This window comes from Pseudomonas sp. A-R-19, from assembly GCF_019956575.1.
Taxonomy (GTDB): Bacteria; Pseudomonadota; Gammaproteobacteria; order Pseudomonadales; family Pseudomonadaceae; genus Aquipseudomonas.
This window is the reverse complement of record NZ_JAHBDR010000059.1, coordinates 1-24,373: the sequence shown is the minus strand read 5'-3', so window position 1 is coordinate 24,373 and position 24,373 is coordinate 1. Positions and strand designations below refer to the sequence as shown.

At 61.7% G+C, this 24,373-nt stretch carries 19 protein-coding genes; 12 read left to right on the top strand and 7 right to left on the bottom strand.

Going from position 1 to position 24,373, the window contains the following annotated elements; all coding sequences use genetic code 11:
* The first annotated feature begins 14 nt into the window (after nucleotides 1–14).
* Genes KGA88_RS16150 through KGA88_RS16140 form a run of 3 tightly spaced genes read left to right on the top strand, consistent with a single transcriptional unit; the run spans nucleotide 15 to nucleotide 3,480 of the window.
* Entirely contained in the window at nucleotides 15–1,157 is a 1,143-nt protein-coding gene (locus KGA88_RS16150) for a DUF4350 domain-containing protein (RefSeq protein WP_223592653.1), read from the top strand.
* Complete coding sequence (locus KGA88_RS16145; RefSeq protein WP_223592580.1) at nucleotides 1,154–2,155, top strand: AAA family ATPase; 1,002 nt, start codon at nucleotides 1,154–1,156, stop codon at nucleotides 2,153–2,155. Before KGA88_RS16150 ends, KGA88_RS16145 begins: the two co-directional genes overlap by 4 nt.
* Nucleotides 2,152–3,480 (top strand): DUF58 domain-containing protein, encoded by a 1,329-nt coding sequence (locus KGA88_RS16140; RefSeq protein WP_223592578.1) that lies wholly within the window; start codon nucleotides 2,152–2,154, stop codon nucleotides 3,478–3,480. The genes KGA88_RS16145 and KGA88_RS16140 overlap by 4 nt, the downstream gene beginning before the upstream one ends.
* Nucleotides 3,481–3,517: 37 nt before the next feature.
* Here the strand turns inward: KGA88_RS16140 and KGA88_RS16135 are convergent, their stop codons facing one another.
* A complete protein-coding gene (locus KGA88_RS16135) occupies nucleotides 3,518–3,877 on the bottom strand; it encodes a PilZ domain-containing protein (RefSeq protein WP_110660911.1) in 360 nt (119 codons plus the stop codon).
* A 232-nt stretch (nucleotides 3,878–4,109) separates the two neighbouring features.
* On the bottom strand, nucleotides 4,110–4,493 hold the full coding sequence (locus KGA88_RS16130) for a tetratricopeptide repeat protein (protein WP_110660910.1): 384 nt from the start codon (nucleotides 4,491–4,493) through the stop codon (nucleotides 4,110–4,112).
* A gap of 205 nt (nucleotides 4,494–4,698) precedes the next feature.
* Here KGA88_RS16130 and pyk point away from each other — a divergent pair, with 205 nt between their 5' ends.
* Nucleotides 4,699–6,150: a pyruvate kinase gene (gene pyk / locus KGA88_RS16125; RefSeq protein WP_056726085.1), complete on the top strand. Its 1,452-nt coding sequence runs from the start codon at nucleotides 4,699–4,701 to the stop codon at nucleotides 6,148–6,150.
* A gap of 205 nt (nucleotides 6,151–6,355) precedes the next feature.
* On the opposite strand, the gene KGA88_RS16120 is transcribed toward pyk, so the two are convergent.
* From KGA88_RS16120 to KGA88_RS16110, 3 genes are all read right to left on the bottom strand, one after another.
* Nucleotides 6,356–7,105, bottom strand: coding sequence for an enoyl-CoA hydratase-related protein (locus KGA88_RS16120; protein ID WP_223592571.1), 750 nt, complete (start codon nucleotides 7,103–7,105; stop codon nucleotides 6,356–6,358).
* A gap of 146 nt (nucleotides 7,106–7,251) precedes the next feature.
* A complete protein-coding gene (locus tag KGA88_RS16115; RefSeq protein ID WP_110662205.1) occupies nucleotides 7,252–8,187 on the bottom strand; it encodes an iron-sulfur-binding ferredoxin reductase in 936 nt (311 codons plus the stop codon).
* Nucleotides 8,180–9,286, bottom strand: a complete 1,107-nt coding sequence (locus KGA88_RS16110; protein ID WP_223592569.1) for a GGDEF domain-containing protein — start codon at nucleotides 9,284–9,286, stop codon at nucleotides 8,180–8,182. Before KGA88_RS16110 ends, KGA88_RS16115 begins: the two co-directional genes overlap by 8 nt.
* A gap of 508 nt (nucleotides 9,287–9,794) precedes the next feature.
* On the opposite strand from KGA88_RS16110, the gene KGA88_RS16105 reads away from it, so the two are divergent.
* The 7 genes from KGA88_RS16105 (at nucleotide 9,795) to KGA88_RS16075 (ending at nucleotide 22,271) form a co-directional block, all read left to right on the top strand.
* Nucleotides 9,795–11,318 carry a fumarate hydratase gene (locus KGA88_RS16105; RefSeq protein ID WP_160389258.1) on the top strand — a complete coding sequence of 508 codons (1,524 nt, stop codon included), beginning with the start codon at nucleotides 9,795–9,797 and terminating at the stop codon, nucleotides 11,316–11,318.
* Nucleotides 11,319–11,526: 208 nt separating this feature from the next.
* Nucleotides 11,527–16,161, top strand: coding sequence for a SpvB/TcaC N-terminal domain-containing protein (locus KGA88_RS16100; protein ID WP_223592567.1), 4,635 nt, complete (start codon nucleotides 11,527–11,529; stop codon nucleotides 16,159–16,161).
* Nucleotides 16,162–16,313: 152 nt separating this feature from the next.
* Nucleotides 16,314–18,080: an ATP-binding protein gene (locus tag KGA88_RS16095; RefSeq protein ID WP_223592565.1), complete on the top strand. Its 1,767-nt coding sequence runs from the start codon at nucleotides 16,314–16,316 to the stop codon at nucleotides 18,078–18,080.
* On the top strand, nucleotides 18,074–19,399 hold the full coding sequence (locus tag KGA88_RS16090; RefSeq protein ID WP_223592563.1) for a sigma-54-dependent transcriptional regulator: 1,326 nt from the start codon (nucleotides 18,074–18,076) through the stop codon (nucleotides 19,397–19,399). The genes KGA88_RS16095 and KGA88_RS16090 overlap by 7 nt, the downstream gene beginning before the upstream one ends.
* A gap of 291 nt (nucleotides 19,400–19,690) precedes the next feature.
* Nucleotides 19,691–21,010 carry an MFS transporter gene (locus tag KGA88_RS16085; protein ID WP_223592561.1) on the top strand — a complete coding sequence of 440 codons (1,320 nt, stop codon included), beginning with the start codon at nucleotides 19,691–19,693 and terminating at the stop codon, nucleotides 21,008–21,010.
* Between the two features lie 260 nt (nucleotides 21,011–21,270).
* On the top strand, nucleotides 21,271–21,462 hold the full coding sequence (locus tag KGA88_RS16080) for a hypothetical protein (protein ID WP_110663357.1): 192 nt from the start codon (nucleotides 21,271–21,273) through the stop codon (nucleotides 21,460–21,462).
* Between the two features lie 185 nt (nucleotides 21,463–21,647).
* Nucleotides 21,648–22,271, top strand: coding sequence for a flavin reductase family protein (locus KGA88_RS16075; RefSeq protein WP_223592559.1), 624 nt, complete (start codon nucleotides 21,648–21,650; stop codon nucleotides 22,269–22,271).
* A gap of 3 nt (nucleotides 22,272–22,274) precedes the next feature.
* Here the strand turns inward: KGA88_RS16075 and KGA88_RS16070 are convergent, their stop codons facing one another.
* Nucleotides 22,275–22,505, bottom strand: a complete 231-nt coding sequence (locus tag KGA88_RS16070; RefSeq protein WP_110661890.1) for a hypothetical protein — start codon at nucleotides 22,503–22,505, stop codon at nucleotides 22,275–22,277.
* A gap of 41 nt (nucleotides 22,506–22,546) precedes the next feature.
* On the bottom strand, nucleotides 22,547–22,900 hold the full coding sequence (locus KGA88_RS16065) for a putative quinol monooxygenase (RefSeq protein ID WP_110661889.1): 354 nt from the start codon (nucleotides 22,898–22,900) through the stop codon (nucleotides 22,547–22,549).
* Between the two features lie 339 nt (nucleotides 22,901–23,239).
* On the opposite strand from KGA88_RS16065, the gene KGA88_RS16060 reads away from it, so the two are divergent.
* Complete coding sequence (locus tag KGA88_RS16060; protein WP_223592557.1) at nucleotides 23,240–24,169, top strand: AraC family transcriptional regulator; 930 nt, start codon at nucleotides 23,240–23,242, stop codon at nucleotides 24,167–24,169.
* Nucleotides 24,170–24,373 lie beyond the last annotated feature (204 nt).

Sequence of the window (24,373 nt, the reverse complement as noted above, 5' to 3'; positions counted from 1 at the left end):
GGCGCCAGGGGGCGATGGCCGGTGCGTTGGTCGCCGTATTGCTGGCTGCGCTCAGCCTTTATCTGTACCTCAAGGCCGTCCCCTACCAGAGCGAAATCGACCACGGTCCCTCCCCCGAAGCCAATGCCAACCCTTATCTGGCGGCGGAGCTCTTTTTACGCAAGCATGGCCTGAATGTCGGCCACGCCAACGGCCTCGACATCCTGCCCAGTCTCGACCCCCATCAGCACAGCCTGCTGTTGCTCGGGGACCGCTACAACATGACGCCACGACAGATCGACCAAGTGATGAACTGGACCCGGGCCGGCGGGCGACTGCTGTTCGTTGCCGAATCGTTGTGGGATGAAAAACTCGGCCACAGCAATGACCTGCTGCTTGATCGGGTGCAACTGCGCCAGTCCCTGAGCAAAGACCTCAAGGAGCCGCCACCCAATGTCGGCGAAGATCCGTACCCGCACCTGACCAAGCTCTATCTGGAAGACGAAGACGCCCCGGCCTATGCCGGTTTCGATACCGCGTTCCACCTCGAAGACCCGAAGAACCTCGCCCAGGCCTGGGCCAACAGCGCCAGGGCCACGCACATGATGCAACTCAGTTACGGCCTCGGCTCGATCATCGTGGTCACCGATGCCGACTTGTGGAAAACCCCGGCCATCGAGCAATACGACAACGCCTGGCTGCTTTGGTACTTGACCGCCGACACCCGCGTGACACTGATCTTCAACACCGATCACGACAGCGTGCCGACCTTGCTGCTGCGTTATTTCCCCCAGGCACTGGTCGCCTTGCTCGCCTTGATCGGCCTTGGGTTCTGGCATTTCGGCGTGCGTCGGGGTCCCTTGCTGGAACCGGCACCGAAAGCGCGCCGGCAACTGCAGGAACACCTGCGCGCCAGTGCCGACTTCCTGTTGCGCCGCAATGGTCAGGCCGGCCTGTTGCAAGCCTTGCAGCAGGACATTCTGCGGCGCGTGCGCCGTCGCCACCCCGGCTTCGAACAACTCGGCGTCGCCGAACAATGGCTGGTGCTCGCACGCCTGACCGGCCAACCCACACGCGCTATCAGCCAGGCCATGAGCCCGCGACCGAAGCAACGGCTTTCCAGCGTTGAATTCAGCCGTCAGGTCGCCCACCTGCAATCCCTGAGGAACGCCTTATGAGTGAACCGATCGAAACCGACGCAGCGAGCCATGCCGCTCAGCAGCGTCAGCGTGCCGGCCATCTGGCCCAGGCCGTACGCAAGGAATTGCAAAAAGCAGTGATTGGCCAGGACAGCGTGATCGACGACGTCTTGACGGCGTTGATCGCCGGCGGCCACGTGTTGCTCGAAGGCGTGCCGGGACTGGGCAAGACCTTGTTGGTGCGCGCCCTCGCCCGTTGTTTCGGCGGTGAGTTCGCACGCATCCAGTTCACCCCGGACCTGATGCCCAGCGACGTCACCGGGCACGCGGTGTATGACTTGCAGACCGAGAAATTCAAGCTGCGCAAGGGGCCGTTATTCACCAATCTGCTACTGGCCGACGAGATCAACCGCGCCCCGGCGAAAACCCAGGCGGCGCTGCTCGAAGCCATGCAGGAACGGCAAGTCACCCTCGAAGGCCAACCATTGCCGATTGCGCAACCGTTCATGGTGCTTGCCACGCAAAACCCGATCGAGCAGGAAGGTACTTACCCCTTGCCGGAAGCTGAACTGGACCGCTTCATGCTCAAAGTGCGCATGGATTACCCCGACGCCGAGCAAGAGCTGAACATGGTGCGTCAGGTCAGCCGCTCGACTCGGGCCGACATGCTCGATGTCCAGCCAATGCGCACATTGTTGCAGGCCAAGGATGTACTGGCCCTGCAACGCATTGCCAGCGACCTGGCACTGGACGATCAGGTGCTCGATTACGCCGTGCGCCTGTCCCGCGCCACCCGCAGTTGGCCCGGTTTGATCCTCGGCGCCGGCCCACGCGCGTCCATTGCGCTGGTGCGTTGTGCTCGCGCCCGCGCGTTGCTGCGCGGTGGTGAGTTCGTGATTCCGGATGACATCAAGGGTTGCGCCCTGGCCGTGCTGCGCCATCGTGTGCGCATCGCGCCGGAGCTGGACATCGAGGGACTGGATGTCGATCAGGTGCTCCGGCAGATGCTCGACCAAGTGCCGGCGCCGCGCCTGTGAAGCCCTCGCGCCTGATGCTCGCCTGGCTGCTGGTCCTGCTGGCCTGCGGCATTGCGTCGGGTACTTTGCGCGCGTTGGAATTCGCGGTTCCGGCGAATCTCATGGCGATCAACTGGGGACTGCTCCTGGCGCTGCTGGCCCTGGCCCTGCTGGATGCCGTTCGCGTCAAACGCCTGCCTTCACCCCGGCTGAAACGCCAGTTGCCCGGCAGCCTGGCACTGGGTCGATGGAGCGAGGTGCAACTGAACCTGGAACACGACTTTACCCAACCGTTTAACGTAGAAGTTTTCGACCACGTACCGCCGGGCCTGAGCTTCGAACACCTGCCCCTGACGGTCGAGCTGCAACCCGGCCGGCACAGCCAGGCCGGTTATCGCCTGCGTCCGCTCCAGCGTGGTCACTTCAACTTCGAACACTGCGAAATCGACCTGCCAAGTCCCTTGGGGCTCTGGTCGGACAGACGCTTGCTCGAACTACCGGACGCCACTCGCGTCTACCCCGACTTCGCCCGTCTCTATGAGGGGCAATTACTGGCGGTGGATAACTGGCTCAGCCAGCTTGGCGTCCGCCAGAAACAGCGGCGCGGCCTGGGCCTGGAATTTCACCAACTGCGCGAGTTTCGCGAGGGCGACAGCCTGCGGCAGATCGACTGGAAAGCCACAGCGCGCCAGCGCACGCCGATTGCCCGGGAGTATCAGGACGAACGCGATCAGCAGATCATTTTCATGCTCGACTGCGGCCGGCACATGCGCAGCCAGGATGATGAGCTGTCGCACTTCGACCATGCCCTCAACGCCTGTCTGTTGCTCAGCTATGTCGCGCTACGCCAGGGCGACGCGGTGGGCCTGAGTACATTCGCCAGCGAACAACCGCGCCACCTCGCGCCGGTCAAGGGCACCAGCCATCTCAACACCCTGCTCAACAGCGTCTATGACTTGAACAGCAGCCAACGCAGCGCCGACTATCAAGCCGCGGCCACGCAACTGCTGGCACGGCAAAAACGCCGGGCACTGGTGGTGCTGGTGACCAACCTGCGCGAAGAAGACGACGATGAGTTGCTCCCGGCGGTCAAGCGCCTGAGTCAGCAACATCAGGTACTGGTCGCGAGCCTGCGCGAAGACGTGCTCGACACCCTGCGCCAGTCACCCGTGCAGACTTTGCCCGAAGCGCTGGCCTATTGCGGGACCGTGGACTACCTGAATGCACGCGCAGAACTCCATGAGCGCTTGAGCGCTCATGGCGTGTTGGTGATGGATGCACGGCCCGGCGAGTTGGGGGCAGAGCTGGTGACTCGGTACCTGGGCTGGAAAAGAACCGGAGTTTGAGCCTGGGCAGTCACTTACAGCCGAACGCCCATTGATCTCAGGCCGAAGCCGGCAGCGGCAGAAAACTGAAATACTGCTTCAGCGCCTGCACCAGTTGCCCATATTCCGGTGGCGCCCGTTGCAGGCTGAACCCGGCGTCGTAATGTCGGGGGGTTGCGTCTTCGTGGCACCACAGGCAACAGGCCTGCAGATCGATGATCCGCTGGCCACCTTCGCTGGCGGGAATTTTCAGGCGCAGGTTGAAGTCCGCGCCGATCATCATCGGCAGGTGGCTGATTAGCATCAGTCCGTCTTCGGAGACATTGCCCAGATAACCAATGGGTTTGCCGGTGATTCCGTTGAACACTTTGAGGAAATACGGCAGTTGATGCCGCTCGATTCGGCGGTCGGTGAACATGTGCAATTTCGCCATGCAAGGCTCTTAAGCAGAGCCGCACTACTGCTTCGGAACGGGTGTGCATGAGTCTTGGCCCGCTCTCCCCGCTCCCGGTGCGCCAGTCCATACAGCGCTGAGTCCTGCTTATGCCGGTCACAGGTGTTGCCCCGGCTCAGAGGCAAGGCTCTAAAACCGGTTCCTTGGACTATAGCTCACCACCGCCTGGGAGCCAGCGATTGCATGGCAACTGCCATCAGAACTGCGTCGGCTTTACCGTCGCGGCACTGCGCAATGGGTAGTGGCCCAGGCTCTGCAAGGTTTCCAGGCGGGCACGGGCGCGGTAGGCGTATTCGCTTTGCGGATAGGCAGCGATAATGAACTGATAGGTCTGGGCCGCGTCGATAAACATCTTCTGCCGCTCCAGGCACTGGCCGCGCATCATCGACACTTCCGGCCACACGTAAGGCCGCGCGCGGCTGTCGCGCTCGACCTTGGACAGTTCGAGCATCACCTGCTCGCAATTGCCCCGGTCATAGGCGCTGTAGGCATTGTTCAAGTGATGGTTCATTGCCCAACGGGTGCAGCCCGTGGCACTGAGGGCGCCGACGGCAAGGGCAGCAATGAGTACGAATCGCATGGGGATCTCCTGTCTTGAACGCTGTATCGACCCGTGGGCGAAAATCTTCAGGTGCCAGATACAAAGTTGCCAGGATCAATAAAGAAGGCAATAACCAGGTTCTTCGAAAAAACCAAGCTCTTCACGAAAAGTAGTGCATACGAACAATGACTACACCTTCGGAGCATAGTAGCCTCACTCAGCGCTTGAACTCAGGAGTCTTTGCATGTCCGTCCGTCGTACCAAAATCGTCGCCACCCTTGGCCCGGCCAGTAACTCGCCGGAAGTTCTCGAACAGCTGATCCTGGCTGGCCTGGACGTCGCCCGCCTGAACTTCTCCCACGGCACCCCCGACGAGCACAAGGCTCGCGCGAAGCTGGTGCGTGACCTGGCTGCCAAGCATGGCCGCTTCGTCGCCCTGCTGGGTGACCTGCAAGGCCCGAAAATCCGTATCGCCAAATTCGCCAACAAGAAGATCGAGCTGAAGATCGGTGATCAATTCACCTTCTCCACCAGCCATCCTCTGACCGAAGGCAACCAGCAAGTGGTCGGCATCGACTACCCGGATCTGGTCAAGGACTGCGGCGTAGGCGACGAGCTGCTGCTCGACGACGGTCGCGTGGTGATGCGCGTCGATACCGCCACGGCCACCGAACTGCACTGCACCGTGACCATCGGCGGCCCGCTGTCCGACCACAAAGGCATCAACCGTCGCGGTGGCGGCCTGACCGCTCCGGCCCTGACTGAAAAAGACAAGGCCGACATCAAGCTCGCCGCGGAAATGGAAGTCGACTACCTCGCAGTCTCCTTCCCGCGTGACGCCGCCGACATGGAATACGCCCGTCAACTGCGCGACGAAGCCGGCGGCACCGCCTGGCTGGTGGCGAAGATCGAACGCGCCGAAGCCGTGGCCGACGACGAAACCCTCGACGGCCTGATCAAGGCGTCCGACGCGGTGATGGTTGCCCGTGGTGACCTCGGTGTGGAAATCGGCGACGCCGAGCTGGTGGGCATCCAGAAGAAAATCATTCTGCACGCACGCCGCCACAACAAGGCAGTGATCGTCGCGACCCAGATGATGGAGTCGATGATCCAGAACCCGATGCCAACCCGCGCCGAAGTGTCCGACGTAGCCAACGCCGTGCTCGACTACACCGACGCCGTGATGCTCTCGGCCGAAAGTGCCGCTGGCCTGTATCCGCTGGAAGCCGTTCAGGCCATGGCGCGTATCTGCGTCGGCGCCGAAAAGCACCCGACCAGCAAGACCTCCAGCCACCGCATCGGCAAAGAGTTCGAGCGCTGCGACGAAAGCATCGCCCTGGCGACCATGTACACCGCCAACCACTTCCCGGGCGTGAAGGCGATCATCGCCCTGACCGAAAGTGGCTACACCCCGCTGATCATGTCGCGCATCCGCTCCTCGGTGCCGATCTACGCGTTCACCCCGCACCGCGAAGCCCAGGCTCGCGCGGCAATGTTCCGTGGCGTGTACACCATCCCGTTCGACCCGGCTTCGCTGGCGCCGAACGAAGTCAGCCAGAAGGCGATCGACGAGCTGGTCAAGCGCGGCGTCGTACAGAAAGGCGACTGGGTCATCCTGACCAAGGGCGACAGCTACCACACCACCGGCGGCACCAACGGCATGAAGATCCTGCACGTTGGCGATCCGATGGTCTGAGTGACCGCTTGCTGAAAAACAAAAGCCCCGCCATGTGAATGGCGGGGCTTTTTGCTTTCTGATCCGGAAGGTGTATTGGCTGATCCGGCTTCTTCGCGAGCAAGCCCACACACAGGGTTTTGTGTTGATCACATGATTTGTGAACAACCCCGGTCAATGTGGGAGCGGGCTTGCTCGCGAAGGGGCCGCCCCTGTCACCACAAATTCAATGCCGTTTGATAAACCCGGTCAACGCCGCCAACGCCTCCGGCGATCTCAGCCGCTGGGTAAACAACGCCCCCTCCTCTTCAATCACCTTGCGTAACAGCTCCCGGTCCGGCGCCTTCATCAATTGCTTGCTGATGCGCACCGCTTCCGGCGGCAGCGACTCAAAGCGCAACGCCATCTCCCGAGCCTTGGCCAAGGCCTCTTCGCCACTGCCCAAGGCTTCGGACGCGATGCCCCACGCCGCAGCCTGTTCACCATTGAAACCCTCACCGAGCAGCAGCAACTCCGCCGCTTTCGCCTGCCCGAGCAAGCGCGGCAGGATCAGGCTGGAGCCGAACTCCGGACACAGGCCAAGGTTGACGAACGGCATGCGCAACCGTGCATCGCGGCTGACATAGACCAGATCGCAATGCAGCAGCATCGTCGTACCAATGCCCACCGCCGCGCCAGCCACGGCGGCGATCACCGGTTTGCGGCATTCGAGCAGATTGAGCATGAAGTGGAACACCGGGCTGTCGAGGCCGGTCGGCGGTTGCTGGACGAAATCGGCGATGTCGTTGCCGGCGGTGAAGCATTCGGCGGAACCGCTGATCAGCACGGCGTTGATCTCGGGGTCGGCGTCAGCCTGTTTCAACGCCTCGGCCAGATGGCTGTACATGGCGCGGGTCAGGGCGTTTTTCTTGTCCGGGCGATTCAGGCGCAGGGTCAACAGGCCGCGTTCGCGTTCAACTTGGATGGCATCGGTCATGGCAGGTCTCGGCGGTGCGAGGTCAGAAAATTTCATTGTGGCGAGCGAGCTTGCTCGCGCCGGGCTGCGCAGCGGCCCTAAAAACCTGTGAGCGCTGCGCACTCAAGCGCGAGCAAGCTCGCTCGCCACAACAGCGGTTTCAGCGCTCAACCACGGGGCAGGAACACATCGGCCAGCAGTTGATTGCGCGGCAATCCCGCCAGGTACAGGCGCCGGGCAAAGGCGTCGACACTGTCGGGGGCTCCGCAGAGTAAGGCCAGGGTTTGCCGCGAAACAAGGCGCAGTTGCGCCAAAGCCGCTGGCAACTCGGCCGGGGTCCACAGTTCGACACTCAGGTTCGGACGGCTGGCGGCCATGGCTTGCAGCGGTTTGGCCAGGTAATGCTCATCCGCATCATGGGCCAGGTGAATGACGCGGATGGCGCCCTGGTGATCCTGCCGCAACGCTTCGCGCAATACGCCAAACAATGGCCCCAACCCGGTACCGGCGGCCATCAACCACAACGGCCGGGCATGCCAATCCGGGTCGTAATGCAAGGCGCCGCCGCGCAGCTCACCGAGACGGATCGCATCGCCGATGCGCAGTTGCCTGGCGGAATCGCTGAATTCCCCGGGCTTGCGGCAATCGAGATGAAACTCCAGGAATCGGTCTTCCTGCGGCAGGCTCGCGAGGGAGTATGGCCGCGCCACGCTGCCCGCCCACAACACCAGGTGCTGGCCGGCGCTGTAGCGCAACGGTCGCTGGGGGATTACGCGTAGACGCAGGACCGTGGCGCTCAACCAATCGACGGCAGCCACTTCGGCCGGTCGGCCATCGGTTTGCGGGTCGAAGGCATGCACCTGCAAGTCCTCAATCACCTGGCACTGGCACGCCAGCCGCCAGCCCTGTTCACGCTGCTGAGCACTCAGGGCATCGGGGCGGCTGTCGCTCGGCAGCCCCCGTACACACTGCACCAGGCACGCATGGCAACTGCCGGCGCGGCAACTGTAAGGCACTGGCACGCCGTTCTGATTCAACGCGTCGAGCAGGTTGCTGCCCGCCGCCACCGACCAGTGGCGCTCGCCGACCCGCAGTTCAGGCATCGACGTTCTCCCACGCTGCCGCGCATCGGTTGCGGCCGTCACGCTTGGCGCGATAGAGCGCCTGATCGGCCCGTTGCAGTGCGTCATCGAGGTCATCGCCCAGTTCCAGCAGGGTCATGCCGGCGGACAGGCTGAGGTTGCGCACATTCAGACCGATCAACTCGACATCGGTGAACGCGATGCGCAGCCGTTCGCAGCACGAGGTCAGACTGTCGGCATCGCAATCGGGCAGCAGCACCACGAACTCTTCACCGCCGTAACGGGCCAGAACGTCACCGTCACGCAGGCACGCGGTCGCGACGCCGGAAAAGGCTTGCAGCACCTGATCGCCCGCGGCATGACCGTGCAGGTCGTTGATGCGTTTGAAATGGTCGAGGTCGATCAGCGCCAGGCCGTGCACGACATCGGCGTCCATGGCGTGCAATTCCCGCGACGCCAGGCGCAGGAAGTGCCGGCGATTGAACAGACCGGTGAGCTCGTCGGTGGCCACCAGGTCTTCGAGCTGACGCATCATCCCGCGCAACGTGTCCTGGTGCGCCTGCAAGGCAAAACGCCGCTGGCGCATACGCTGCCGCGAGGCCTGGACGTAACGTGCATACAACACCAGCCATACCAGCACGATGAACAGCACACAGACCTGCAACACCGCCATGGCCGGGTCGGGTAACTGGAAGTGATAGCCCTCCCACAGCGTGATCGCGCTGAAGCTGAAAAACACCAGCAGTGCGCAACGCACAAAGGACCGGCGTGACAGATGGAACAGGCCGAACAGCAGGATCAGCACGTAAAACACCAGGAACGCGCCTCGGGCTTCGTCCAGATGGGCGATCAGCCAGGTTTGCCAGCCCAGCCCCAGCAACACTTGCGCCTCGGTCAGGCTGGGATCTGCGAAACGCAGGTTGCAGCCGCTGTAGAACACGGCAAACAGGATGACCTGGCTGGTTACGACCAGTGCGCTGCCGATGGCGACACTGGACAGCGGCGCGTCGTAGTGACCGGTAATAAAAGCCAGCCACAACAACAGCAGTGCCAGGGCATAGGTGCCGGCCGCGAGGGCGAAACGTTTGAGCAACAGGCGCTGGATGGCGTTATGGGTCAATCGTTGACTCACCAAATGAAAGAGACTGACAGAGCGTCCTACTCTACAGACCGTATGTCACTTTAGTGGCGTGGCCTATAAATGACCATTCAATTTTCGGGATGGACGGACTGAGCCTTGCACGAACCTGTGGCGAGGGGGCTTGTCGGACCGCCGCATCGCCCCGTTGGACTGCGAAGCAGTCCCGGCAACAGACAACTCATTGAATCAGGTGGATCGTTTTCACCGGTTTTGCGGTTGCTTCGCAACCGAACGGGGGCAAGCCCCCTCGCCACAAAAGCCACGCACGCCTCTTGCCGCTTCAAACTTGCCGCTTGTAGCTGCTCCTATGCGACCAACGATTGACTACCGGCGCGTGTGCCTGCCTTTGATGCGCGGTATACTGCCGCGCCTTTTTAGCGTCGCGCCAGCTTGCCCGGCGTGCCTTGAAAGGTGCTTGCAACCGACCGATGCACCCAAGCTGCAAGCACCTTATTGAATGTTCCCGTCTTTTAGAGGAGCGCGACTCATGACCGTGATCAAGCAAGACGACCTGATTCAGAGCGTTGCCGACGCCCTGCAGTTCATTTCCTATTACCACCCCGTGGATTTCATCCAGGCAATGCACGAAGCCTACCTGCGCGAAGAATCGCCAGCGGCCCGTGACTCGATGGCACAGATCCTGATCAACTCGCGCATGTGCGCCACCGGCCACCGGCCGATCTGCCAGGACACCGGTATCGTCACCGTGTTTGTCCGCGTGGGTATGGACGTGCGCTGGGATGGCGCCACCATGGGCCTGGACGACATGATCAACGAAGGCGTGCGTCGCGCCTACAACCTGCCGGAAAACGTCCTGCGTGCTTCGATCCTCGCCGACCCGGCGGGCGCTCGCAAGAACACCAAGGACAACACCCCGGCCGTTATCCACTACTCCATCGTTCCGGGTAACACCGTGGAAGTGGACGTGGCGGCCAAGGGCGGCGGTTCCGAGAACAAGTCGAAGATGGCCATGCTCAACCCGTCCGACTCGATCGTCGACTGGGTTCTGAAGACCGTTCCGACCATGGGCGCCGGCTGGTGCCCACCGGGCATGCTCGGCATCGGCATCGGCGGCACCGCCGAGAAAGCCGCCGTCATGGCCAAGGAAGTGTTGATGGAATCCATCGACATTCACGAGCTCAAGGCCCGTGGCCCGCAGAACCGCATTGAAGAAATGCGCCTGGAGCTGTTCGAGAAGGTCAACCAGCTGGGCATCGGTGCCCAGGGCCTCGGTGGCCTGACCACCGTGCTCGACGTAAAAATCATGGACTACCCGACCCACGCAGCCTCGCTGCCGGTGTGCATGATCCCGAACTGCGCCGCCACCCGTCACGCACACTTCGTGCTCGACGGCTCCGGCCCGGCTTCGCTGGAAGCGCCACCGCTGGACGCCTACCCGGAAATCGTCTGGGAAGCCGGTCCGTCGGCCCGCCGCGTCAACCTCGACACCCTGACCCCGGAAGACGTGCAAAGCTGGAAGCCGGGCGAAACCGTCCTGCTCAACGGCAAGATGCTCACCGGTCGCGACGCCGCGCACAAGCGCATGGTCGAGATGCTGAACAAGGGCGAAACCCTGCCGGTAGACCTCAAGGGTCGCTTCATCTACTACGTCGGCCCGGTTGATCCGGTCGGTGACGAAGTGGTTGGCCCGGCCGGTCCTACCACCGCGACGCGGATGGACAAGTTCACCCGCCAGATCCTCGAGCAGACCGGCTTGCTGGGCATGATCGGCAAATCCGAGCGCGGCCCGACCGCGATCGAAGCGATCAAGGACAACAAGGCCGTGTACCTGATGGCCGTCGGCGGCGCCGCTTACCTGGTCGCCCAGGCGATCAAGAAGTCCAAGGTGCTGGCGTTTGCCGAACTGGGCATGGAAGCGATCTACGAGTTCGAAGTCAAGGACATGCCGGTCACCGTTGCAGTCGACAGCAAGGGCGAGTCGGTACACATCACCGGTCCTGCCATCTGGCAGAAGAAGATCAGTGAAAGTTTGGCGGTGGAAGTGCAGTAAACGCTGACACGACGCAATAAGAACCGGTCTGCCAGCAATGGCGGACCGGTTTTTTTACGCCTGATAAAAAGTGATCGAAGGCTCGAACCTGCGCATCATTTGATCTGAAAACACCGGGCTGACCTGTCAGATCTGACAGGTTACAGCCATCAGTGTCGCTGATAGCTTGAATGCACTCGATGCACTCTCTGTCACGGCGGACACTTCCATGGCAACTGAACAGCAAGGCACCATTGAAATCAACGCCCCCGCCCTCCCCAAGGGCGGAGGTGCCATCCAGAGCATCGGCAAGGGCTCGGGTGGTGTCGGTAGCAAAGGAACCGCATCACAGGAACTGCCGCTGCCAATCAGCAAGGCACCCAATCGTGGCCTGGTTCCGCCCCTGAGCCTGGGTTACAGCAGCGACGTCGGCAACAGTCCGTTCGGCATCGGCTGGCACCTGACCACCAATGCCATCACCCTGCGCACCGTCAAGGGTGTGCCGAAGTATGACGGCAACGATCAGGTGGTCGGCCCCGGTGGTGATGTGTGGATGCCCGAGAAGAATGACGATGGCAAAGTCATTTCAAAATTGGTATCCGAATACAACGGCGTTCAGTTAGGTGCTCACCAGGTCGTGCGCTACTGGCCGCGGGTCGAAGGCGCTTTCGATTTGATCGAGCACTGGACCAAAGAGGGTGATGCCGACAATCCAGCGGGCTTCTGGCTGATCCATGGTGCGGACGGCAGCTTGCACTGCTACGGCAAAACCGAAGCGTCACGCCGGGCCGATCCGATCGAAAAGTCCCACGTCGGTGTTTGGCTGATCGATGAAAGCCTGAACCTGCGCGGTGAACATGTGGTGTACCTGTACCAGGCGGAAGTCGAAGCGCCGACCGCCCCGCAGTTCCGCGACTTCCGCAGCCAGCGTTACCTGCGTCGGGTTCTGTACGGTAATGCCCAGGCCAACGCCAACCTGTATGCATGGAAAGCCGATGGCTGGAAAGACGCGACCTGGCATTTCCACCTGCTGTTTGACTACGGCGAACGCAGTGCCGACCTGACGCAAGTGCCGGTTTACGACTTGCCCGGCATAGAACGCGGCGAGTGGGGCGCACCGCGCAAGGACCCCTTCTGGAACTACGCCTACGGGTTCGAACTGGGTTCCCGGCGCCTGTGCCGTCAGGTCCTGATGTTTCACCAGTTCACCGAAGAACTGGGTAACGACCCGGTGCTGGTCCAGCGCCTGCTGCTCGAACATCGCCCGAGCACGCTGGGTTACAACCACCTGACCGCCGCGCACATCCAGGCCTATGACAACCAGGGGCAGATGGAAAGTCGCCCGCCCATGGAGTTTTTCTACAACCCGTTTGAACTTGACCCCACGCGCGAAGGTTACAGCGAGTTCCCCGAGATGCCGGGGCTCAATGACGGTCAGCGCTATCAACTGGTGGACTTGTATGGCGAGGGCATGCCCGGCGTGCTGTTCAGCAGCGACAAGGCCTGGTACTACCGAGAACCGCTGCGCGCCGACAGTGGTGGCAACGACGTGAGTTATGGCGACTGGGAGTTATTGCCCGGTATTCCCGTGGCCGATAGCAGCAAGCCCATTCGCCAGTCCCTCAGCGACCTGACTGGCGACGGCAAGCTCGACTGGGTAATCGCCCGCCCCGGCCTGTCCGGCTTTTTCACCCTGAATCCTGACCGAAGCTGGTCGAACTTCGTGGCCTACCTGGCGTGTCCCAATGAGTTTTTTCATCCCATGGCGCAATTGGCGGACCTGGTGGGTGACGGCCTGACCGACCTGGCCTTGATCGGCCCGCGTAGCGTGCGCCTGTATTCAAGCCGTCGCGCCGTCGGGTTCAGCCATGGGACCAACGTGCCTCATGACGACGACTCGCTCCCCTTGTTGAGCAGCACCCAGACCGAACTGGTGGCTTTCAGCGATCCGCTGGGCAGCGCGACACAACACTTGATCCGCATCCGCCACAACGAAGTCAAAGTCTGGCCGAATCTGGGGCATGGAAAATTCGGCAAGGGTTTCATCCTTTGCCAGCTGGATTTCAAGTATGCAGAGTTCGATTCGTCGCGGGTGCGGCTGGCGGACCTGGACGGCTCGGGCGCGGTAGACCTGATCTACCTGGAGTCCGACGGTTTCCGGGTATACATGAATCATGGCGGCAAAGGCTTCGAAAATGACTATGTGAAAATGCCATGGCCGCAAGGAGTGCGTTACGACCGCTTCTGCCAAGTGAGCATCGCTGACGTGCAAGGGCTGGGTTGTTCCAGTCTGATCCTCACCGTGCCTCACATGAAGCCCCAGCATTGGCGCTATGACTTCGTCAACGCCAAACCGTATCTGGTCAATGCCAGCCACAACAACATGGGCGCCGTGACAGGCGTGAGTTATCGCAGTTCGGCCCAGGAATGGCTGGACGAAAAAGCCGAGCTGATCGCGGCCGGCAAAGCGCCTGTTTCACACCTGCCGTTCGCCATGCACCTGGTCAGCCGGCAGACTCAGCTGGATGAAATCACCGATAACCGGCTGACCCAGTGCTTCACCTATCGCCAGGGTTTTTACGACAGTTACGAGCGCGAGTTCAGGGGGTTCGGCCTGCTGCTGCAGACCGATACCGAAGCTTCGGCGGCTGAACGCTCAAGCCTGGGTTTCACCGCGCCGATCCTGAGCAAAACCTGGTTTCACACCGGCCGCGCCATCGACATGCGCGACGACGGTTACTACGCCGGCGACGCAAAGGCAGTGCCACTGCGCCCGACGCTTGTGCACGAGTATCACCTCAACGACGCAGCGGGTCGTGTGATTGATCCCGACGAAGACCTCGCCCGCGAAATAGCTCGTACCCTCAGCGGCTCGGTGCTGCGCGCGGAGGTGTTTGCCGCCGACGACGATCCCGAAACGGCCGTGCCCTACTCCGTGCAGGAAAACCGCGCGCTCATTCGCCAGTTGCGCCCCAAGGGCAAACATCATCCCTATGCCGTGCTGCAATCACTGGCGCTGGAAAGCATCGCTTACCAATACGAGCCGCAGGTGGCCGACGACCCATTGGTCCAGCACACACTCAACCTGCAGTGGGACAAGTTCGGCAGCCTCACCCACGGTTTTGTCGTGCACTACGCCCGGCGCAAGACCGACAAGGACAGTCCGCCCTTCGCCGTCGAAACGCCTGGCGACGAAAGCGATGAAGACTACGAGAACAGATGGTGGCTGGACGCCCATGACGAAGCACAACAGTGCTGGTACCTGACCGAAGCCAAGGCCGAGTACCGCCATCTGGAAAATCCTGACGGTTGGCGTCTGGGCATCCCCTATCGTCAGCGCGGCAATGCGCTGGTGCTGGATAAGGACGAACTCAAGCCTGTCGACATCCACCACGAAAACTTCCTCGAGCGGGCCGTCGACGGCGGAGCCTGGGCAACCCGGGCGGTGCTGACCCGTTTGTCGCTGCAACGCTATCAGGATCCGGCCTCAGGCCAGTTACTGGACCCGGATAAACTGGTCTTCAGCGCCCTGCCCGACTACACGGAAACCGCCGAACTGGATGCCACCGCCCTGAGCGCCTACGACAAACTCAAGGACGCGGACGGCAACATGCCGTTCAACCTCAAGGAGAAACTCGAATCCCCAGAAGTCGGCTATCACATCATTGATCGGTTCTTGCCAGACGCTCCTGCAGGTGAACCCAAGGACCCGACCAATGCCAAGAGCTTTCTGTGGTCCGTGCGCAAAAGCTTCCCCACGTACCATGGCCTGGACAGTTTTTATAACGTCGAGAAGTTCCAGCAGACCAAGAGCCATGGCATCACCACGGTCGCCTATGACAAACACTGGTGCCTGAGCACCGCCGTCACCCTGCCGGATGGCTGCACGACACGGATTCTCGATGTCGACTACCGATCGTTCCTGCCCGCAGGCATCATCGACCCCAATCAAAACACCCAGGAGGCTCGCTACAACGCGTTCGGCGAAGTGCTGGTGACCAGCTTCCACGGCACGGAACTGGGTGTCGAGGTCGGTTTCTACCCGCTCAGCGGCTACCAGCCACCGGAAGACCGCACGCCAGCGGGCGCTATCGCCGACAAGCACAAAGCCATCGGCAACTACGCCACTGCCACATTCTCTGCGCCCTTCAGCTGGATGGGCAAAGTCCCCGCGATCGATCCCACGCAATGGCTGCGCTGGGCTCGCAACGAAGGTTTTGTATTGCCCGACGGCCATATCTGTAGCCGGGCTCGCGTGCATCTCGAGGGCTTGCAAAATCCTTCAGCGGACGAGCAGCGGCTGCAGCGCTACATCGAGAATGCTCATCGCGAACCCGTACATGTCGTCACCTTGCAGGCCGACCGTTATCCCGGCGATCCGGAGCTGCAAATCCGCGCGGCCATCGCCTGCTGGGACGGTTTCGGCCGTTCCCTGCAAACCAAGCAAGAAGTCGAACCCGGACTGGCCTGGTGGGTGCACGAAAATGGCGAACTGACACTCGACAACTACGGCCGCCCCAAGGAAGCACAGGCAGAGCGGCGCTGGCGAGTCAGCGAACGGGTCGAATACAACAACAAAGGTGAGAAAGTGCGGATCTATCGCCCTTACTTTGCCAGCGCCTATCGCTACATCAACGACGCTTCGATTCGCGAATCGGGCTACCACGACCAACAGTTCTACGACGCCGCCGGCCGCCCGACACACACCGTTCTGGCGAAAAAAATGTTGCAGGGCCATCCACCGCAAGAGAAACCGTTGCGCCGCGAACAACGCTATCGCACCTGGTACAACATTGCCTTTGATGAGAACGACTTGTTTGATCCGCCGCACGCAAAACGGCAGACGAACTGGACAATCCATTGAACGCCTGACAAGTCGTTGAGCAATGGGATGGCCGAGGTTGTCAAACACAACCTTGGCTGATGCGGGGCGGCGGATCTCCTGCAACCCTTGTCTCTTCAAGCGGGTGCGCCATGCTATCGTGCCCGCCCGACTTTCTACCTGTTTGTGCCAGCATGCTGCCGATTTCCCGTAACGTGCGTTTGTCGCTGTATATTCTGTTGATCATCGCCGGCGCCGCCATCGCCGCCACCCTGGCCATGCGCCACGCCGTGCGCCAATCCATGGTCGAAGACGCGGCCCGTGCCAATCAACAACTGGCGCTGTACGCCACGTCCCTGCATACCCTGATCGAACGTTACCGCGCCCTGCCCGCCGTGCTGGCGCTGGACCCGGAGTTGCGCTCGGCGCTCAAGGGCGCGGTGAGTCCCGAGCAGCAGGATGCGCTGAACCGCAAACTGGAAAAGATCAACGGCGCGGCCGAGTCCTCGACCCTGGAACTGCTCGACCGCACCGGCCTCGCCGTGGCGGCGAGCAACTGGCGATTGCCCAGCAGTTATGTCGGCCACAACTACGGTTTCCGCCCTTATTTCAACCAGACCCGCACCCAGGGCACCGGGCGTTTTTACGCGGTGGGCGTGACCAGCGGGATTCCTGGCTACTTCCTCTCCAGCGCGGTCACCGATGACGACGGCCAGTTCCTCGGCGCCATGGTGGTGAAGCTGGAGTTTCCCGAACTGGAACGCGAGTGGCGTCAGGGCAGCGACACGCTGTTGGTCAGCGATGCGCGGGGGATCATTTTTATCGCCAACCAGCCGGGCTGGCGCTATCGCCTGCTCAAACCGCTGAGCGACAGCGATCACGCCGAACTCAAGACCACCCGCCAGTACGACAAGCAGCCGCTGACGCCGCTCGGGTTTCAATCGCTGCGGCGCTTCGACGACAACAGCGACCTGGCCCGGGTCGATGGCCCGGACGGCAAGGCGGATTACCTGTGGGAATCCCTGCCGCTGACGACTGAAGGCTGGACCCTGCACCTGCTGCGGCGCCCGCAAGTCGCCTTCGAAGACAGCCGCAACGCCGCGCTTGCCGCAGCCGGGCTGTGGTTGACCCTGGTGTTCCTGCTGCTGTTTCTCAACCAGCGCTGGCGCCTGGCCAAACTGCGCCAGCGCAGTCGTGAAGAACTCGAACAGCTTGTAGAGGAGCGCACCCGCGACCTGCGCACCGCCCAGGAAGGCCTGGTGCAATCGGCCAAGCTCGCAGCGCTGGGGCAGATGTCCGCCGCCCTCGCGCATGAAATCAACCAGCCGCTCACCGCCCAGCGCATGCAGCTTGCTACTCTGAGGCTGCTGCTCGACCACGGCCGTGTCGACGACGCCTACAAGGCGCTCAAACCGGTGGACGAAATGCTCACGCGCATGGCCGCCCTCACTGGCCACCTGAAAACCTTCGCCCGCAAAAGCCCCAGCGGTTTGCGCGAGCGCCTGGACCTGGCGGCGGTGGTGGACCAGTCGCTGCAACTTCTCGACACAAGGTTGCGCGACGAACAGGTCAGCACCGTGCTGCACCTGACCCGCCCGGCCTGGGTGCGCGGCGATGCGATACGCCTGGAGCAGGTGCTGATCAACCTGCTGCGCAACGCCCTCGACGCGATGCAGGACAAACCCTGCAAACGCCTGGAAATCCGCCTCGAAGCCGACGAACAATTGTGGCGCCTGAGCGTGATCGACAACGGTGGCGGTATCGCCGAAGAGAACCTGCCCAAGGTGTTCGATCCGTTCTTCACCACCAAACCGGTGGGCGATGGCCTGGGGATCGGTCTGGCCGTATCGTTTGCCATCGTTCACGAGTCTGGCGGGCGCCTGAGCGCCGACAATCATGACAAAGGTGCCGTGTTTACCATGACCCTGCCCATCGACCTGGAGGTGCATGCACCATGCTGAACTCAGTGATCGTGGTCGATGACGAAAGCAGCATTCGCAGTGCCGTCGAGCAATGGTTGAGCCTGTCGGGTTTCGAGGTGCAGCTGTTCAGCCGCGCCGATGAGTGCCTGGCGCAGTTGCCCAGGCACTTTGCCGGGGTGATTCTCAGCGACGTGCGCATGCCCGGCATGACCGGCCTGGAACTGCTGGCCGAAGTACAACGCCGGGATGCCGATTTGCCAGTGATCCTGTTGACCGGCCACGGCGATGTACCGATGGCCGTCGAGGCCATGCGCGACGGCGCCTACGACTTCCTGGAAAAACCCTTCAGCCCGGAAACCCTGCTCGGCAGCCTGCGCCGCGCCCTCGACAAGCGCCGGCTGGTGCTGGAAAACCGCGCCTTGCACGAGCAGGCGGACAACCGCGCCAAGCTGGATGCCACGCTGCTCGGCGTGTCCCGGGGTTTACAGACTCTGCGCCGGCAGGTGCTGGACCTGGCAACCCTGCCGGTCAACGTACTGATTCGCGGGGAAACCGGTAGCGGCAAGGAGCTGGTCGCGCGTTGCCTGCACGACTTCGGGCCGCGGGCCGACAAGCCGTTTGTCGCGCTCAACTGCGCGGCCATCCCCGAACAACTGTTCGAGGCCGAGCTGTTCGGTCACGAGAGCGGTGCGTTCACCGGGGCGTCCGGCAAGCGCATCGGCAAGCTCGAATACGCCGACGGCGGCACGCTGTTTCTCGATGAAATCGAAAGCATGCCGCTGGCCCAGCAGGTGAAACTGCTGCGGGTGTTGCAAGAGCAAAAACTCGAGCGACTGGGCTCGAACCAGAGCATCCGCGTGGATTTGCGCATCATTGCCGCGACCAAGCCGGACCTGCTCGACGAAGCGCGGGCCGGTCGTTTTCGCGAAGACCTGGCTTATCGTTTGAACGTCGCGGAACTGCGCCTGCCGCCCTTGCGCGAACGCCGCGAAGACATTCCGCTGCTGTTCGAATCCTTTGCGCAAAACGCCGCCGAACGGCTGGGACGTAAATTTCCACCGTTGAGCGGCGCGCAGTTGAGTCACCTGCTGAGCCATGACTGGCCGGGCAATGTGCGCGAACTGGCGAACGTCGCCGAGCGTCAGGTCTTGGGTTTGGGTGAACCGGAGCCAATCGGCATCGAGCCCGGCCAGTCGCTGGCGGCGCAGCAGGAAGCGTTCGAGGCGCAATGCCTGCGTGCGGCATTGACCCGGCACAAGGGCGATGTGAAAGCGGTGCTCGAAGAACTGCAACTGCCGCGCCGGACCTTCAATGAAAAGATGCAGCGGCATGGGTTGAGCAGGGAGATGTTCCTGTAGCGTCTGAACTGGCCCTTTCGCGAGCAAGCCCGCTCCCACAATGTTCGGCGTACACAACCCCCCTGTGGGAGCGGGCTTGCCCGCGAAGAGGCCAGTGCGGGCATTGCAAATCCACAAATCGAATCAGCAGTTTTCCGCTCACCACCAAACTTTTATAGGCGGATTTCCGCTCACCAAAACACCCTCACCCCTCTAGACCGGCCCTCTCCCCGTTGGCACAGCTCCTGCTATAGCCCCTGCAGGCTGCGTTTAATCGCGCTCCACAAAAACAATTAAATGAAGGATCCTTCAATGGATAACTCCAACTCCCTGCCGCTTGGGTCGGCTGCCGTGCCGGCCAAGGAAAGAACCACTTCCAGCCGCATCAGATCGATCTTCAGCGGTTCCGTTGGCAACATGGTCGAGTGGTACGACTGGTACGTCTACGCCGCCTTCTCCCTGTACTTCGCCAAGACCTTCTTCCCCAAGGGCGACACCACCGCCCAACTGCTCAACACCGCCGCGATCTTCGCCGTGGGCTTCCTGATGCGTCCGATCGGTGGCTGGCTAATGGGCCTGTATGCCGACAAGGTCGGGCGCAAAAAGGCCCTGATGGCCTCGGTGTACCTGATGTGCTTCGGCTCGCTGCTGATTGCCCTGAGCCCGGGTTATGAAGTCATCGGCATCGGCGCGCCGATCCTGCTGGTGTTCGCGCGCTTGCTGCAAGGCCTGTCGGTGGGTGGCGAATACGGCACCTCGGCCACTTACCTCAGCGAGATGGCCACCAAGGAGCGTCGCGGCTTCTACTCCAGCTTCCAGTACGTGACCCTGATCTCCGGCCAGCTCATCGCTTTGGCGGTGCTGATTGTCCTGCAGAACTTCCTGACCACCGAGGAGCTCTACGCCTGGGGCTGGCGCATTCCGTTCGCCATCGGCGCGCTGTGTGCCGTGGTGGCGTTGTACCTGCGTCGTGGCATGGAAGAAACCGAGTCCTTCACCAAGAAAGAGAAGGCCAAGGAAAGCGCAATGCGCACCTTGATGCGCCACCCCAAGGAACTGATGACCGTGGTCGGCCTGACCATGGGCGGTACCCTGGCGTTCTACACCTACACCACCTACATGCAGAAATACCTGGTGAACACCGTCGGCATGAGCATTTCCGACTCCACCACCATTTCCGCCGCCACGCTGTTCCTGTTCATGTGCCTGCAACCGATCGTCGGCGGGCTGTCGGATAAAATCGGTCGCCGGCCGATCCTGATTGCCTTCGGCATCCTCGGGACGCTGTTCACCGTGCCGATCCTCACCACCCTGCACACCGTCACGACCTGGTGGGGCGCGTTCTTCCTGATCATGGCGGCGCTGATCATCGTCAGCGGCTACACCTCGATCAACGCCGTGGTCAAAGCCGAACTGTTCCCGACCGAAATCCGCGCCCTGGGCGTGGGCCTGCCGTACGCACTGACCGTATCGATCTTCGGCGGCACCGCTGAATACATCGCGCTGTGGTTCAAGAGCATCGGCATGGAAACGGGTTACTACTGGTACGTGACCGCGTGTATTGCCGTGTCGTTGCTGGTGTACGTCACCATGAAGGACACCCGCAAGCACTCGCGGATCGTCACTGACTGATCGGCAAATCGAGGCTCGCAGCTCTAGCCTCTTCGCGAGCAAGCCCGCTCCCACACTGACCGCATGGCTTCAGTGTGGGAGCGGGCTTGCTCGCGAAGGGCACCATTCGTCTCCCCCTCCAGCAAGCTAATCATCGGTTAATGCACCGGCAGCACCCTGCTGCTGACTGCATCCAAATCAACAGGACGCACGTATATCCGTTACAGGCCTCGAAGGAGTGTCTGAACGTACCCACAGCGAACGTACCTGGAGTACCTGTCATGAAAACCCGATTGATCCTTGCCCTGACCCTTTCCGTGCTGGCGGCCAATGCCTTTGCGGCCGACGGTTACGACAAAACCGGTTCGGCCTCGTTCGGTTCCGGCGCCAGTGCTGCCATCGAACACAGCCAGTCCCGCACCTATGCCTCTGACGGTTTTGATAAAACCGGTAGCGCTGAAGCCATCGGCTGACCTCAAACCTGTAGGAGCGAGCCTGCTCGCGATGGACGTCAACGATAACGCGCGAATCCTGGAGAAATGTGGTGCCCTTGAGTTTTTCGCGAGCAGGCTCGCTCCTACAGTGATCGTCATCCGACTGGAAATATGCGGCGCGTGCTTGCACCATGCACGTCTCCCCGCAAGCTCTGGAAATTTCCATGTCCGACGACATCCACTTCTACGAACCCTCCAACGGCCACGGCCTGCCCCACGATCCGTTCAACGCCATCGTCGGCCCGCGCCCCATCGGCTGGATTTCTTCGCAGGATGCCGAGGGCCGCTTGAACCTGGCGCCCTACAGTTTTTTCAACGCCTTCAACTACATTCCGCCGATCATCGGGTTTTCCAGCATCGGGCGCAAAGACAGCCTGAACAACATCGAGCAAACCGGCGAGTTCGCCTGGAACCTGGCCACCCGACCGCTGGCCGAGCAGATGAACCAGAGCTGCGCCATGGTCGGGCCTGAGGTCAACGAATTCGAACTGGCCGGCCTGACGACCGTTGCCTCCAAGGTCATCCAGGTGCCACGGGTGGCACAAAGCCCGGTGTCCTTCGAGTGCAAGGTCACGCAGATCATTCAGTTGCAGCGGGCGGATGGCAATGTGGTGCCTAGCTGGCTGATCCTCGGCGAAGTGGTCGCCGTGCATATCGCCAAGTGGCTGTTGAAAGACGGGGTATACGACACCGCCGCGGCAGAACCGATTCTGCGCGGCGGCGGGCCAGCGGATTATTTCCAGCTGGGGCCTGAGGCGTTATTCAAGATGTACCGCCCGGGGCGGTGAGAATCACCAGAGCAGGTCGGTGTTTTCCTTGACGTCCTTGAGGCGGGTCAGCTCCTTGGCGGCCGCATCATCGGCCTCGTGAGCGGTCTTGAAGGTCTGGCCTTCCAGCACTTTGTGAAAACGCGGGGCGCCGGAACCACCCAGCGCTTTGACGGCGATAGCGGCGTGGTAACCGCCCTCGCCCGGTACTACAGCGGAAACAGCTTCGAAGTGATCAAAGGCTTTACGTGCCATGTCGCGAATCCTGGCTGGTTGAGAATGCCGTCATTAAACCCTCAACCGGCCAGTTTGTGTACCGCCGCACCTGACTGACCGAGGGCCTGCGCTGCCGAAACCTCCTTGAAGGTGTGGAAGTCCAGGCTGTCGACCACCAGTTCCTGCACCAACTCGGCAAACACCTCCATCGCCGGCGTGCTGAAGTACGCGGTCATGGCTTGTTGATTGCTCCAGAAGCCGGACACCAGCCACAACTGCGGATCGCACTGCGAATGCTGCAAGGCAAAGCTCAGGCAGCCTGGTGCTGCGCGGGACGGTTCGATCAGGGCGCTGAGGCGCACACCGAGTTCCGCCGAGCGCCCGGCGCGCGCTCGAACGAAGGCCATATGACTGACGGGGATCTGCTTGGACATGGTGAACCCTCCCGGGGAGTCGCGTGGCAGCCGGGGGACGGGCTGCGACAGGATCAAAGGTTAAGGGCCGCGACGCCTGTCTGGTTAGTCGATTCCTGCCGGGGCGTTGCACAATCCTGCGAAACTGCATGACAAGCCTGTAACAAGCTGTAAAACCCTGTCACGGTTCTGCCATGCGAGTTTCAAGCAAGTTCTTGCGGCACAAGGCTCTAGTGTTAACACCGCCGGTCGTCTCCGGGCAGAATCAGGCAAGCATCCGGCAGGATGTGTCTACCGCTCTCACTTGCACAAACATATGCTGTGCCCCATTCCCTCCATGCCTAGCCGAGGATGCCGCGCATGTCGTCGCTCGATCACTTTCAAGCCCCGCTGGACACCGACATGGAAAAGCAGCGCGCGGAACTGGCGGCGATCATCCGCCGCAACACCGCCGAAGATGGCAGTTATGCCACGGCCATCGGCTCGCTGTTCATGTCCCGCCACAGCCAGTCCCACGAGTTCGCACCGGTGCTCGCGCAACCGGCGCTGTGCATCATGGCCCAGGGGCGCAAGGAGGTTCAGCTGGCCAATGAGTACTTCAACTACGACCCGTTGAACTACCTGGTGGTCTCGGTCTCGATGCCACTGAGTGGACGGGTGGTGGATGTCTCGGCCGAGGAACCGATCCTGGCCTTGCGCCTGGACATCGATCCGGCGGAAATCACCGCGCTGATCGCCGATGCCGGCCCCCTCGGCGTGCCCACACGGCCGACCGGACGCGGGCTGTATGTCGAAAAACTCGACACCGCGATGCTCGATGCGGTGCTGCGCCTGGCACGTTTGCTGGACACGCCGAAAGACATCGCCATGCTCGCGCCGCTGATTCGCCGGGAGATCCTCTATCGCCTGTTGCGCAGCAAGCAGGGGCACCGGTTGTATGAAATCGCCATCGCCAACAGTCAGAGCCATCGCATCAGCCTGGCGATCAAGTGGCTCAACGGCAATTTTGAACAGCCGTTGCGTATTGATGATCTGGCGAAGGAAGTGAACCTGAGCGTGTCGACCCTGCATCACCGCTTCAAGGCGATGACGGCGATGAGTCCGTTGCAGTATCAGAAGCAGTTGCGCCTGCAGGAAGCGCGGCGGTTGATGCTGGCCGAAGGGTTGGAGGCTTCGGCGGCGGGGTATCGGGTCGGCTATGAAAGCCCGTCGCAGTTCAGCCGGGAGTACAGCCGGTTGTTCGGGGCGCCGCCGTTGCGGGATCTGGCGCGGTTGCGGTTGACGGTTTGATCCTGGTCCAGTGGTGCGGCGGCTGACGCCTTCGCGAGCGAGCCCGCTCCCACAGGTTTTGTGAACGCCACATACCCTGTAATTGGATGGACTCGCCCAAGCCGAGGCGTCAATGCGCCACGGTGGCAGTCTAAACAGCCAACGACAGCGAGGGCGAGTCCATGAAAAATCATAGTTCGTTTGATCAATCCGTGTCTTCTTCCG